Source organism: Kitasatospora sp. NPDC059817, assembly GCF_042731835.1.
Taxonomy (GTDB): domain Bacteria; phylum Actinomycetota; class Actinomycetes; order Streptomycetales; family Streptomycetaceae; genus Kitasatospora.
Window position 1 is genome coordinate 21,937 of the sequence record NZ_JBHWIR010000031.1, and the last position, 13,182, is coordinate 35,118.

Annotated in this window: 11 protein-coding genes and 1 pseudogene; 6 read left to right on the forward strand and 6 right to left on the reverse strand. The window is 74.8% G+C overall.

The genetic code is table 11. From position 1 onward, the window contains the following. Positions 1–117: 117 nt before the first annotated feature. Both ACFV61_RS09600 and ACFV61_RS09605 read left to right on the forward strand, forming a co-directional pair. Positions 118–438: an STAS domain-containing protein gene (locus tag ACFV61_RS09600; RefSeq protein WP_063347793.1), complete on the forward strand. Its 321-nt coding sequence runs from the start codon at positions 118–120 to the stop codon at positions 436–438. A 280-nt stretch (positions 439–718) separates the two neighbouring features. Beyond that, complete coding sequence (locus tag ACFV61_RS09605) at positions 719–3,094, forward strand: ATP-binding protein (RefSeq protein ID WP_380490932.1); 2,376 nt, start codon at positions 719–721, stop codon at positions 3,092–3,094. Between the two features lie 4 nt (positions 3,095–3,098). Here ACFV61_RS09605 and nucS read toward each other — a convergent pair whose 3' ends face one another. Next, the gene (gene nucS / locus ACFV61_RS09610; protein ID WP_063347791.1) at positions 3,099–3,758 is read right to left on the reverse strand and encodes an endonuclease NucS; all 660 of its coding nucleotides are present in this window, start codon (positions 3,756–3,758) and stop codon (positions 3,099–3,101) included. 480 nt (positions 3,759–4,238) lie between these two features. On the opposite strand from nucS, the gene ACFV61_RS09615 reads away from it, so the two are divergent. Then, complete coding sequence (locus ACFV61_RS09615; RefSeq protein WP_063347790.1) at positions 4,239–4,631, forward strand: SCO5389 family protein; 393 nt, start codon at positions 4,239–4,241, stop codon at positions 4,629–4,631. A 137-nt stretch (positions 4,632–4,768) separates the two neighbouring features. Here the strand turns inward: ACFV61_RS09615 and ACFV61_RS09620 are convergent, their stop codons facing one another. Continuing rightward, entirely contained in the window at positions 4,769–5,929 is a 1,161-nt protein-coding gene (locus ACFV61_RS09620) for an LLM class flavin-dependent oxidoreductase (protein ID WP_380372668.1), read from the reverse strand. Positions 5,930–6,320: 391 nt separating this feature from the next. On the opposite strand from ACFV61_RS09620, the gene ACFV61_RS09625 reads away from it, so the two are divergent. Further along, positions 6,321–6,644 carry a hypothetical protein gene (locus ACFV61_RS09625; RefSeq protein WP_063347789.1) on the forward strand — a complete coding sequence of 108 codons (324 nt, stop codon included), beginning with the start codon at positions 6,321–6,323 and terminating at the stop codon, positions 6,642–6,644. Between the two features lie 16 nt (positions 6,645–6,660). On the opposite strand, the gene ACFV61_RS09630 is transcribed toward ACFV61_RS09625, so the two are convergent. Both ACFV61_RS09630 and ACFV61_RS09635 read right to left on the reverse strand, forming a co-directional pair. Next, positions 6,661–7,428 (reverse strand): ABC transporter permease subunit, encoded by a 768-nt coding sequence (locus ACFV61_RS09630; RefSeq protein WP_380490934.1) that lies wholly within the window; start codon positions 7,426–7,428, stop codon positions 6,661–6,663. Position 7,429: 1 nt separating this feature from the next. Further along, positions 7,430–8,434, reverse strand: a complete 1,005-nt coding sequence (locus ACFV61_RS09635; RefSeq protein ID WP_380336731.1) for an ABC transporter ATP-binding protein — start codon at positions 8,432–8,434, stop codon at positions 7,430–7,432. Between the two features lie 92 nt (positions 8,435–8,526). On the opposite strand from ACFV61_RS09635, the gene ACFV61_RS09640 reads away from it, so the two are divergent. Both ACFV61_RS09640 and ACFV61_RS09645 read left to right on the forward strand, forming a co-directional pair. Then, entirely contained in the window at positions 8,527–9,324 is a 798-nt protein-coding gene (locus ACFV61_RS09640; protein WP_380490936.1) for an alpha/beta fold hydrolase, read from the forward strand. Further along, a complete protein-coding gene (locus ACFV61_RS09645; protein ID WP_063347785.1) occupies positions 9,321–9,632 on the forward strand; it encodes a hypothetical protein in 312 nt (103 codons plus the stop codon). The genes ACFV61_RS09640 and ACFV61_RS09645 overlap by 4 nt, the downstream gene beginning before the upstream one ends. A 141-nt stretch (positions 9,633–9,773) precedes the next feature. On the opposite strand, the gene ACFV61_RS09650 is transcribed toward ACFV61_RS09645, so the two are convergent. Both ACFV61_RS09650 and ACFV61_RS09655 read right to left on the reverse strand, forming a co-directional pair. Continuing rightward, complete coding sequence (locus tag ACFV61_RS09650) at positions 9,774–10,703, reverse strand: cellulose-binding protein (RefSeq protein WP_380490938.1); 930 nt, start codon at positions 10,701–10,703, stop codon at positions 9,774–9,776. Positions 10,704–10,810: 107 nt separating this feature from the next. Further along, positions 10,811–13,182, reverse strand: a pseudogene (locus ACFV61_RS09655) (hypothetical protein); the annotation flags it as partial.

A 13,182-nucleotide genomic window follows, 5' to 3' on the forward strand; every position in this document is an offset into this window, starting at 1 on the left:
GGCCCCGGCCCCGGGGGGGGGGCCACGGGCCCGCCGGTTTGCACCCCCCCCCCCCCCCCCCGGCACGGCCGGGTCGGACCACCCCCGTACCGGACCGGTCAGGCGAAGGAGGAGAGCATGCGCATCACCGGCGACCACAGGGCGCTGGCCATCGAAGGCCGCCTCGACGTGCGCACCGCCGCCGACGCGCGTGCCCGGCTGCACCAGGCCGTGGACGGTGGCCTCGGCGACCTCGTGCTCGACCTCGCCCGGCTGGAGTTCTGGGACGCCACCGGCCTCGGCGTGATCATGGGCACCCACCGCAGGGCCGGCCGGATCGGCCGCCGGCTGGTGCTGCGCTCCGTCCCGGCCCAGCTCCAGCGGCTGCTGGTGGCCACCAAGCTGCACCGCATCCTGGCCGTGGACGGCGTCACCGAGGCCCAGGGGATCGCCCTCTAGGGCCTGTCCCGCCCTGCCCTCGTTCGGCCTCTGCCCTTGCTCGTTCCCAGCCCGCGTTCGTCCCCTGCCCGGTCTTCGTCCGGCTCCGACCCGGCCCGGATCGGCCGTCGCCCGGCCCCCGACCGGACTGCCCCTGCGCGGGCGGGCCCGGATGTGCAAGAGTCTGCCCGTCAGATGACGGCCGCCTCAGCCAGCTGCCCCCAGCCCGCGCGCGGCCGCGACCGAGACGTCAGCCGACCGGCGCGGGGCGCCGGCGGCCGAGCAGGATGCGGAGCAGAACGTGGCACAGCCAACCGGGGAGTTCCGGCAGGAGGCCGCCCGCACCCGAGGCGGCGAACTCGTCTCCGGCGCCCTGCTGGTCGGCGTCGGCGCCCCGGACGGCTCCGAGGTCAGGCCCTGCCCCGAGGAGTGGCGGCCCCGCCCGCGCCGGATCGAGCGCAGCGAGCCCGCCCGGGGCCCGGTCGGCGGCGTCGGCCGCGCGGTCGGCCCGCTCGCCCTCGGTGCCGGGCCCGCCGACCTGCCGCTGCTCGACCGCGAGGCCGACGTCGCCGAACTCCTCGGCCTGCTCGCCGAGGGCCGCTCGATACGCCTGGTCGGCCAGGCCGGCTCGGGCCGCAGCGCGCTGCTGTCGGCCGTCGCCGAGGCCGCCGCCGACCTCGCCCCCGGCGGCGTCGTCCAGCTCTGCGGGCACCGCCGCACCACCGCCGACCTGCTCCAGGACCTCTTCGCGGCCACCCACCACGCCCCCGGCTACCGGCCCGACCCGGGCCGGCTGGCCGTGCACCTCGCCGAGGTCGGCGCGATCGTGGTCGTCGACGGCGCGGAGCAGTCCGGCGCCGAGCTGGAGGGCCTGCTCGCCATCGCCCCCGGCTGCGCCTTCCTGATCTCCGTCGCCCCCGGGAGCCCGGCGCTGTCGCCCGGCTCCCGCTTGCAGGACCACCTGGTCGCCGGGCTCTCCCGCTCCGCCTGCCTCGCCCTCGCCGCCCGCCAGGCCGGTCGGCCGCTGGACGTCGAGGAGAAGGCCTGGGCGGTCGACCTCTGGTTCGAGTCCGAGGGACTGCCGCTGCGCTTCGTCCAGGCCGCCGCGCTGCTGCGCCAGCGGGACGTCGCGGTGGACGCGCTGGTCGCCGCCGAGGAGGACCGGATGGGGGTCTTCGGCGCGGTCGAGGAGCCCGTCCACGACCCCGACCCGGCCGTCCGCGAGAACGCGCTGCGCCGCACCGTCCCGCTGCCGTCCGTCGCCGAGACCGCCTCACCCGCCGTCCGGCTCGCGGAGGGTCTGAGCGAGCCCGCCCAGGCCGTCCTGAGGCTCGCCGTCGCGCTCGGCGGCGAGTGCCCCACCGCGCCGCACCTGCCCGCGCTGATCGACGTCGGCCAGGGCGAGAGCGCCCTCGCCGAACTCGCCGACGCCGGGCTGGCGGTGTCCATCGGCGGGCACCACCGGCTGACCGCCGGGGTGCTGGACCTGCTCGCCCCGCACTGGCCGGCCCGCGGCTGCCTGGACGGCGCCGCCCAGCACTTCTCCTGGTGGGTCGGGCACAGCTCGGTGTCGCTGGCGCAGGTCGCGGCCGAGGCGGAGGTGGTGGTCGGCGTGCTGGTCGCGGACCGGGAGGCCGGCCGGCACGACGCGGTCGTGCGCCTGGCCCGGGCGGCCGCGCCCGCGCTGGCGCTGGCACTGCGCTGGGGCGCCTGGGAGCGGGTCCTGCACCTGGGGCTGGAGGCGGCCCGCAGGACGGGCTCCGGTACCGACCAGGCCTGGTTCCACCACGAGGCGGGCGTGCACGCGTTCTGCGTCCAGGAGCCGTCCCGGGCGATGGCCGAGCTGGAGACGGCGCTCACCCTGCGGTCCGCCGCCGGCGAGCAGCGCGGCGTCGCGGCAGCCGGCCGGATGCTGGACCTGCTGCGCGCCGACGGGCGGCAGCTGGCGCCCGCCGCGACCCCCGGGCCGGCGCCCGTGCGGCGGCCCGTCATCCGCGCGATAGCCAAGGTGCCGTCCAGCCTGCGCTCCGGGACCAGGCGCCGGGTGATCGCCGCGTCGGCGGCCGTCCTCGCGCTCGGGGCGCTCGGGACGGCGGTGGCGATGAGCGCCACCGGTCCGGAGCAGCACCCGGGCAACGACCCGCACACCCGGCTCGACGACCCCGACGGCGGGCAGGGCGGGCCGCTCCCGTCGCCGCACGCCGGCGGCCCGACCGCCGCCACCGGTGCCACCGGTACGGGGGCGCCGGGGACGGACGCGGGCGGCGGTCCGGCGGCGGACGGGACCAGCCCGGAGCCGTCGCAGAGCGGTGGCGCGTCGCGCTCGCCGAGTGCGTCGAAGAAGCCGAGCCGTGGGCCGAGCGAGACCGCGGCGGCCACCGAGCAGCCGCAGCAGTCGCAGCCGCCCGCACCGGGACAGTCGCAGCCGCCGGCCCAGCAGTCCGGCCCGCCGCCGGGCGGTGGCAGCGGCGGCAGTGGTGGTGCCGGTGGTGGCAGTGGTGGCGGTGGCAACTCCGGGGGCACTCAGCCCGGCGGAGGCGCCAGTACGCCGCCCCCGCCGAAGCCGTCGACCACGTCGCCCTCGGCGACCGCGAGCACACCGCCGCCCGCCACGACGGGCCCCGCGACCGGGACGCCCAGTCCGTCGTCGACGGCGTCCTCGCCGCCCGCGACCTGACCGGTCAGAACAGCTTGAGCTTGTCGTCGTCGATGCCGCGCAGCTCGTCGTAGTCCAGCACCACGCAGCCGATGCCCCGGTCGGTGGCCAGCACGCGGGCCTGGGGCTTGATCTCCTGGGCGGCGAAGATGCCCTTGACCGGGGCCAACAGCGGGTCCCGGTTGAGGAGTTCGAGGTAGCGGGTGAGCTGCTCGACGCCGTCGATCTCACCGCGGCGCTTGATCTCGACGGCCACCGTGGTGCCGTCCGAGTCGCGGCAGAGGATGTCGACCGGGCCGATCGCGGTGGGGTACTCGCGGCGGATCAGGGACCAGCCGGCGCCGAGCACCTCCATCCGGTCCGCGAGCAGCTCCTGGAGGTGCGCCTCGACGCCGTCCTTGATCAGGCCCGGGTCCACCCCGAGTTCGTGGGAGGAGTCGTGCAGCACCTCCTCCAGCGTGATGATGAGCTTCTCGCCGGCCTTGTTCACCACCGTCCAGACCCCGTCCGCCTCCTTGAGCGCGCACGGCGGGGACATCCAGTTGAGCGGCTTGTAGGCGCGGTCGTCGGCGTGGATGCTGACGCTGCCGTCGGCCTTGACCAGGATGAGCCTGGTGGCGGAGGGCAGATGGGCGGAGAGCCGACCGGCATAGTCGACTGAGCAGCGGGCAATTACGAGACGCACGGTCGACCACGCTAGCCCACCGGGGCCAGTTGATGCGATTCCACGACGACCGGGTGAAGAAACCGGGAACCCCGCGAACATGGAGGTTCGGCAATTCCGCGCACCGCCCGTCGCGGTCTGGCGCCCACCCCCTGGGGTCGCTACCGTACGTGACGGCACGCGTGCGGGATCGCTGTCAACGGGGACGGAGACTTCAGATGAACGATCCGACGGGATCCGGCCAATGTGGTGCACCACCGCGTATTTCCAAAGCAATCCACAGGAATGACCGGCCCGTCCCGCCGTTGACTGCCACGCTGTTCCGAGCGCGGTCGGTGTCCGGGACGTCACGTCCCGTGGTGCCGCCGCCTTCGCAGGGTGTCAAAAACGCCCGTTCCACGGCGTTCCGGACACCACGCGCGATCCGCCCACCCTCACTGTGAGCTTGGACTACGCACGACCACCCGGGCGCCGCGCGGGTGGACCGCGAGAGGAGAATCCATGTCGCTCGACGTCTCACCGGCCCTGCTGGAAAAGGCCGAGCGGGGCGAGGTCGACGAGCGGGAATTCGTCGACTGCGTCCGCGTCTCGCTGCCGTACGCCTGGGACCTGATCAGCTCGCTGGTCGCCCAGGCGAAGGTCGACGGTACCGACTTCGCCGACAACCAGGTACCGCCGCCCAGCGAGCAGGCCCGCGGCCAGCTCCTGCGGGCCCTCGCCAGCGACGCCATCCGGGGGGCCCTGCAGCGGCACTTCGGGGTGCGGCTGGCCTTCCAGAACTGTCACCGGGTGGCGGTCTTCCTGCCGTCGGACGCCAACGAGGCGCGGCACGCACGCTTCACCTCGGTCCGGGAGCAGCTGCTCAACCAGTCCGAGGAACTGCGGGACTGCTGACCCGGCAGCACCGCCGATCCCGGGCCCTGGGTCCTGATCGGCCCTAGCGGTCCTGAAGGTCGTCGGGCCGCCCCCGTCCCCCGGTGCGGGGGGAGGGGCGGCGGCCCGGACCGGGCCCGGCTGCTCCACCCCCGGGCTCACCCCAGCTGCGGCAGCACCTCGGAGCCGAGCCGGGCGATGTTGTGCAGGGTCGCCTCGCGCTCGCCGCTGCCCTCCGCGAGCAGCGCGAAGCGGCGGATGCCGGTCCGCTCGGCGGTGGCCAGCAGCCGGTCGGCGCACTGCCGCGGCGTGCCCACCGCGTGCAGGTCGCAGAGGAGTTCGGTGTACTCGCGCGGGTCGCGCATCTTGCGCTCCCGGCCGTCCACGGTGCGGTGGGCGCCGAGCCCGTACTCGAACCAGCCCGGCATGGCGTTCAGCAGGGTGGCGCGGGCCGCCGAGGTGCGGTCGTCGACCTGGGCCACCCCGGCCGCGACGTGCCGGCGGTTCACCCGGCGCAGCTGTTCTTCGCCGCGCCCGGCGGCCAGCCAGGCGGTGCGGTACAGCTCCAGCATGCGCAGCTTGTCGTCGTCGCCGGAGTGCATGCCGAGCAGCATCGGCAGGCCGCGTTCGGCGGCCAGCCGCACCCCGCTCGGCGAGGTGCACGCGACCACCATCGGCGGGCCGGCCACCGGCCGCCCGGACGGGTCGAGCTCCTCACCGACGCCCTCGCCGAGGCCCTCGACGTCCTGGCGCTGGCGCGGGAAGCGCACCGGGCCGGACTGCTCGCCGAGACCGAGCCAGCTGCCCAGTCCCGGCCGGCGCACCGGTTCGGTGGCGCGCGGCACCACCGCCACCTCGGGGAAGGCGAACTGCGGGCCGTCCGCGCCGACCCGGGAGCCGCGCAGCCAGCGCAGCAGCAGGTCCAGCCGCTCCGGGAAGCCGTTCTCGAAGGCGTCCACGCCGCCGCCGAACACGTCCAGGTCGATCCAGGGGCCGCCGCGGCCCACCCCGAGCGTGAAGCGCCCGTCCGAGGTGAGGTGCAGCAGCGCGGCCTGCTCGCCGAGCGCCACCGGGTGGGCGGTGGAGAGCACGCTGACCGCCGTGCCGACGCCGATCCGGCGGGTGCGGCCGAGCAGCAGCGCGGCCAGCGTGGCGGCGTTGGGGCAGACCCCGTACGGGACGAAGTGGTGCTCGGCCAGCCAGACGCTGTCCAGGCCCGCGCGTTCGGCCTCGACGGCGGCCCGGACGGTGCGGTCCAGCGCCTCGCGGTGGCTCTGCCCGGGGAACTGCGCGGACAGCAGGAACGCGCCGACCCGCACCGGCGCGGTGTCCGGCGGGAGCGCGCCCGCCCGCTGCGGCGCGGGCAGCGGCTCGCCCGCCGCGGCCGTGACCGGGGCGGGCGAGGTCAGCACCGGGCCGGGGGCGGGCGGCCGGACTCCGACGGGCCGACGGGTCTCGGCGCGGGCGCTGGTCTTGGTCATGGTGGGGCCTCCTCGGGTGCGCGCAGGGTCTGCGGGCCCCGCCTGTTCCCCTTGTGGGTATCCGATGTCATGTGCCAACGGCACGCGGAAACCCGGATTTCGTCGGAGATCGGGTGGATCTCGGCAAAAACGCGGGAGCGTCGGACGATGCCGTGATAGTGGCCTGCCGGAGGGGTGGCCGGCCGTAGGCTGGAACGGCCCCGAAACCCCGGAAGAGAGGTAGTCCGACGTGTCGCCGCGCCGCAACCGGATCAAGAGCGCCGACCCGAGCGGGAGCGCCGAGCAGGCCTCCCCGCTCGGTGGATCGCTGCGCCGCACCGAGAGCCACCAAGGCGACGACTGGGTGGTCCAGACGGTCGCCGGGACGGCCGGGCGGCACTACCGGTGCCCGGGCTGCGACCAGGAGATCCCGCCGGGGATGGGCCACGTGGTGGCCTGGCCGATGCACGGCGCGGGCGTGGACGACCGGCGGCACTGGCACCGCGCCTGCTGGGGCGCGCGGGAGCGCCGGGCCTCCAACGTCCTGCGGGGCCGCGGCGCTCCGCGGTACTGAGCCGGCTGCGCGCCCCCTAGGCGTCCCGGTTCTTGAGCACCAGCGCGCCGCCGAGCAGGGCGGCGAGCGTCCAGGCCAGGCAGATCACGAAGCCCGCCCACGGCCCGTACGGCTGGCCGTACTGCTCGTACACCAGCAGCACCCGCGAGCCCGCGTAGTCCGGGAAGTAGTGGGCCAGGGTCTTGACCTTCGGCACCGCGGAGAGGATCGGCGAGAGCAGGAAGAAGAACGGGACCAGTACGCCCAGCGCCAGCGTCTGGCTGTGCAGCATCGTGGTGACGCCGGCCGAGAACAGGCACAGCATCGTCAGGTACAGCGCGGCGCCGAACACCGCGCGCAGCACGTGCGGTTGGTCGAGGCTGGTGGAGTGCGAGCCGAGCAGCGCCTGGCCGGTGAAGAAGGTGACGAAGGCCGTCACCACCGAGACCGCCAGGGCCATCGCGCCGAGCACCACCGCCTTGCCGGTGAGCAGGGTGCCGCGCTGCGGCACGGCGGCCAGGGTGACCCGGATCATGCCGGTGCTGTACTCGTTGCCGATGGCCAGCACGCCGAAGACGATGATGGCGAGCTCGCCGAGCATGATGCCGGAGAAGGCCGTGCCGGTGGCGTCGAAGACGGACTGGTCGCCCCGCCGGAACTCACCGAAGTTGTTGTTGGTGAGCAGGGACAGCAGCGCGCCGATGCCGACGGTGACGACGAAGGTCAGCGCGAGCGTCCAGACCGTCGAGCGGACGCTGCGGATCTTCGTCCACTCGGAGCGCAGGATCGCCGGGAAGGACGTCATCTCAGTTCTCCTCCTGCCGGGCCGCCGCGGTCTGCGGGGCGCCGTCCGCCTTCCAGCCGGCGCCCCAGACGCCGGGTGCGCCGGCCGCGTCCCGGCCCGGGCCGTCGCCCGCGTGGTACTCCACCGAGTCGGCCGTCATCTGCATGAACGCCTCCTCCAACGAGGCCTGCTGCGGGCTGAGTTCGTGCAGGACGACGCCGTGCGCCGCGGCCAGGTCGCCGAGCCGGGCGAGATCGCCGTCGACCACCTCGTAGGAGCCGCCGGGCCCGGGCTCGGGCCGGAGCCCGACGCCGGACAAGGCGTCGAGCAGGCGCTCGGGGTGCGGGGTGCGCAGCCGGACGGCGGAGCGGGAGTTGCGTCGGATGAACTCCGGCATCGGCAGGTCGGCGAGCAGCCGGCCCTTGCCGATGACCACCAGGTGGTCGGCGGTGACGGCCATCTCGCTCATCAGGTGGGAGGAGACGAAGACTGTCCGGCCCTCGGTGGCGAGCCGCTTCATCAGGTTGCGGATCCAGAGGATGCCCTCCGGGTCCAGCCCGTTGACCGGCTCGTCGAACATGACGATCTCCGGGTCGCCGAGCAGGGCGGAGGCGATGCCCAGGCGCTGGCCCATGCCGAGCGAGAAGCCGCGGGCCCGCTTGCGGGCGACCGGGGTGAGGCCCACCAGGTTGAGCACCTCGTCCACCCGGCGGGTCGGGATGCGGTTGCTCTGGGCGAGCCAGAGCAGGTGGTCGCGGGCGGTGCGGCCGGGGTGGACGGCCTTGGCCTCCAGCAGCGCGCCGATGTACTTGAGCGGTTCGCTGAGCTGCCCGTAGCGCTTGCCGTCGATGGTGACCCGGCCGCTGGTGGGGCGATCGAGGTCGAGGATCATGCGCATGGTGGTGGACTTGCCTGCGCCGTTGGGGCCGAGGAAGCCGGTCACCACGCCCTGCGGGACCTGGAAGCTGAGCCGGTCCACCGCGAGGGTCCTGCCGTAACGTTTTGTCAGGTCGTGCAACTCGATCATTCGCGCTCCCTTACTCTTTGTAAGGCTAGGACAAAGCGGATATCGCGGCCCGCTGAGTGGGCCCGCCGGGCGTGCCGGAATACGGTGGGCCCATGACCCAGCCCCCCTCCGCAGTGTCCGTCCGCGAGAGCGGCACCGGAACACCCCTCGTACTGCTGCACGCCTTTCCGTTGAACGCCTCGATGTGGTCCGCCCAACTGGACGCGCTGCCCGGTCTGACCGGCGACGAGGCCCGGGTGCTCGCCCCGGACCAGCGCGGCTTCGGCGGCACCGAGCTGGGGACCGACGAACCCTCGCTGGACCTGGTCGCCGACGACCTCGCCCTGCTGCTGGAGGCGGCCGGGATCGAACGCGCGGTGGTCGGCGGGCTCTCCATGGGCGGCTACGTGGCGCTGGCCTTCGCCCGCCGCCACCCGGACCGGCTGGCCGGACTGCTGCTGGCCAGCACCCGCGCCACCGCCGACACCGACGCCGTCCGGGCCAACCGGGAGCGGATCGCGGCCGCCGTCACCGCCCGGGGCAGCGTCCAACTGCTGCTCGACGAGGAGGTCGCCGCCGGGCAGCTCGGGCCGGACTCGCGGCACCTGGTGGAGCGGGTGCGGTCGCTGGTCGCCGCCGCGTCGCCGGCCGCCGTCGCCTGGGCCCAGCGGGCCATGGCGGCCCGGCCGGACGCGCTGGACGTGCTGGCCGGGCTGCGGGTGCCCACCGCCGTCGTCGCGGGCGCGCAGGACGGCCTGGTGGCGCCGGAGGAGGCCGAACTGATGCTCCGGGCCCGGCCGGACGCCGAACTGACCGTCATCCCCGGGGCGGGCCATCTGAGCGCCCTGGAGGCGCCGGAGGCGTTCAACACCGCCGTCCGTGACCTGCTGGCCCGGGCGGCGGCCGGATGAGGGAGGAAGCGACCGGCTGGGACTTCTCGGCGCTGGAGGTGACCGGCCGGATGCCCGTGACCAACCGCGGCGAGGGCCTGGTCGAACTGACCCTGGAACCGCTCGGCGAGGACTACTGGCTGCGCCCCGGCGAGACCTTCATCGTCACCTCGTACGGCGACCACGGCTCCGGCCACCCGTTCGAGGTGCAGTACTGGCCGGACTCGGTGTCGGTCTGGTGCACCTCGTGGTTCGGCACCGTCTCCGACGACGAGGGCAACCAGCTCAGCAGCGGGTACCAGCGGCCCGACGGGGCCTACCCCAGGTGACGCCCGCTCACTCAGGTCACCCGAGATGATGACGGTGGAACGACGGCAGGCCCTCACCCGGGTGGGTGAGGGCCTGTCTGCTGTTCCGCACGTGCCGTCCGTTGCGCACGTACCGCCGGGCGCCGGCGCCCGGCGGCGGCGTCAGCGCGACTGCTGGGCGGGCACGCCCATGGTGTCGTCGCCCGGCAGCGAGGCGGCGGCCACGGCCGCGCCGGTCAGCGTCGCCAGCATCTCGCGGACGTTGGTCAGCTGGGCGTTGATGCTGTCGCGGCGGTTGGTGAGCGCCGCCAGCTCGCGCTCGGACTCGCTGCGGATCCGGTCGGCCTTGGCGTTGGCGTCCGCCACGATGTCCTCGGACTGGCGCTGCGCCGTCTCGACGGTCTGGCGGGCGCGGCGCTCGGCGTCGGTGCGCAGCTTCTCGGCCTCCAGGCGCAGCTGCTCGGCCCGGTGCTCGATCTCGGCCAGGCGCTTCTCGGCCTTGGCCTGACGGGCGGCCAGGTCGCGCTCGGACTGCTCGCGGCGCTTGGCCAGGTTGGTCTCGAACTCCAGCGCGGCCTGGGCGGCCTTGGTGCGGGTCTCCTCGAAGAGGGCGTCCGCCTCCTCGCGCTTGTTCTGGGCGTCCTTGTTGGCCTCGGCGCGCAGCTGGGCGCTGTCGCTCTTGGCCTTGTCGACGATCCGCAGACCCTCGTCCTCCGCCTTGGCCTTGCGGTCCTTGGCGTAGTTCTCGGCCTCGGTGCGGACCTGCTGGGCAGCGGCCTCGGCGAGCTCGCGGTGCTGCTCGGAGGCGCGGTGCGCCTCGTCGCGCAGGTCCTTGGACTCCTCCTCGGCCAGTCGCAGGATCTTCTCGACCCGGGCGCCGAGACCGGCGTACGAGGGCTCCGCCTCGGTGACCGCCGCCTGCGCGGTCTGGGTCTCCAGGTGGAGCTCCTCGATGCGCTTCTCGAGCGCGCTGATCCGGGTCAGGGCACTGTCACGGTCGGCCACCAGCTTGGTGATCCGCTCGTCGACCTGGGCGCGCTCGTACCCACGGCGCACCAGGTCGAAGCCGTGAGGGGAGTGACTGTCGCTCATGGGGTTCTGGGCTTCCTGTCGTCAAACCGCTGAGGTGGTTGAGGGAATCCTGACACGGTACCGGAGTGTCGACGGCGAGATGCCGTCGTCCCGCGGACAATGTCCGCTCAATCGGGTGGTGCGTTCTTGGAGCGATTGCCACCCGACCGGGGGGAACCAATTCCGGCACCCGCCTTGGCACCCCCGTCCTTCTTGGTGCTGCTTCCCCCGTTGGTCTGGGCGACCGGTGCCGGTGCCTCGAACGCCTCCAGTGCGGACAGCACGTCCTGCACCCTGGAGATCTCGGTGTTGATGTCCTTGCGCCGCCGCACCAGCTCGTCCAGCTCGCGCCGGCCCTCGTCGGTGACCCGCTTCGCCTCGGCCTGCGCCTCGGCGAGCAGCCGTTCGGCCTCCGCCTTCGCCAGCTCGACCTGCTCGTCGGCGCTGCGGTCGGCGTCCTGCAGCCGCTTCTCCGCCTCGGTGGCGGCGTTCTCCAGCCGCTCCTCGGACTCGGCCTCGGCCGACTGGAGCCTGGCCTCGGCCTTGACGATCAGCGCCTCGGCGCGGCTGGTGGAGTCGGAGAGCTTGGTCTCCGCCTCCTTCAGCAGCCCCTCGGCCTTGCGGACGGCCGAGATCCGGACCTTGCTGGCCTCCGCGGACGCCTCCGAGGTGAGCTCGCCCGCGCGGTCCTCGGCGGCCGCGACCAGGGCCGCCGCCCGGTCCTCGGCCTCGGCGACGGTGGCCACCGCCTGCTCCTCGGCCTCGGTCAGCTGCTCCTGAGCGGCCGTCACCAGGGCGTCGACCCGCTCGCCGGCCGACTTCATGGCCGCCGCGTTCTCCTTGCGGGCGCGTTCGTGCAGCGCCTCCACCTCGGCGTCGGTGCGCTCGCGCAACTCCTCGGCGCGCTCGCGGATCGCGGTGGAGTCCCGGCGGGCCTCGGCGAGCAGCGTGTCGGCGTCGGAGCGGCCCTTCTCCACCTCGGCCTGGCCGGCCGCCTCGCCGGCGGCGACCAGCCGGTCGGCCTCCTTGCGGGCGGCGGCGACCATCGCGTCCGCCTGCTCCTCGGCGGCGGCGGTGGTGGCCAGTGCGGTGGTCTGGGCGTCCTCGCCGAGCGACTCGGCATCCGCGAAGGCCTTCTCCAGGACGGAGTTGGCCTGCTCGCGGGTGGCCTTGTCGAACTGCTCGGCGGCCTCCCGGGTCTCCGCGTCGTACGCGTCGGCGCGGCTGTGGGCGGCTGCGTCGTACTCGTCGGCGAGGGTGCGGGTGGCGAGCGCGTACTCCTCGGCCTCGGCGCGCAGGGCGGCGGCCAGCTCCTCGGCGTCGGCGACCAGGCCGGCCGAGCGCTCGTCGGCGGCGGCCATCGTCCGGACGGCCTGGGCCTCGGCGTCCGCGCGCAGCTGCCCGGCGCCCTCCCGGGCCGCGTGCAGCACGGCGTCGGCCTCCGCCCGCAGGTGCTCGTCGTAGGCCTGGGCCTCGGCGCGCTGATGGCCCAACTCGGCCTCGTGGGCCTCGCGTTCGGCGGCCAGCTCGCGGTCGGTCAGCTCGCGCAGGGCGGTGGTCTCGGCGTCGGTGCGGGCGCGCAGTTCGGTGGTCTCGTGGTCGGCGAGGGCCCGCTGCTCGATGGTCTCGGCGTCGGCGAGTTCGCGCAGGGCGGTGGTCTCGGCGTCGGCGAGGGCCCGCTGCTCGGCGGTCTCGCGCTCGGCCAGCTCGCGCAGTTCGGCGGCGGCCTGCTCGGCCCGGTCGCGGACCTCGGTGGCCTCCCGCTCGGCGGCGGCCTTCCGCTCGGCGATCTGCTCGGCGGCGGCCTCGTGCATGCCGGCCACCGACTGGCGGACCTCGGCGGCCTCCTCCTCGGCGGCCTCGACCAGGGCGGCGCCCTCGACGCCGGCGGCGGCGACCAGCTCCTCGCCGTCGACCCGGGCCTGCTCCAGGACGGCGGTGGCCTCGGCCCGGATGCCGTCGGCGGTGGCGCGGGCCTCGGACAGCTCGCGGCCGGCCTCGGCGCGGACCGTCTCGGCCTGCTCGGCGGCGAACGCCAGCTCGGCGGCGGCCTTCTCCCGTACGGCCTTGGCGTCCCGGGCGGCCTCGGCCCGGCGCTGCTCGGCGGCGCTCCGGGCGCCCTCCAGCAGTTCCTCGGCTTCGGCGCGCAGTTCGGTGACGTGCTGCTCGGTCGCCTCGCGCTGTTCGGTCGTCTCGCGTTCGGCGAGGGCGCGCAGTTCGGTGACGTGCTGCTCGGTCGCCTCGCGCTGTTCGGTCGTCTCGGCGGTGGTGCGTTCGGTGAGTTCGGTGGCGGCCTGTTCGGCCTTGGCCCGGACGTCGGCGGCGTACGCCTCGGCGGCGGTGCGCTGTTCGGTGGTCTCGCGGTCGGCGAGGGCGCGCAGTTCGGCGACGTGCTGTTCGGTCGTCTCGCGCTGTTCGGTCGTCTCGGCGGTGGTGCGTTCGGTGAGTTCGGTGGCGGCCTGTTCGGCCTTGGCCCGGACGTCGGCGGCGTACGCCTCGG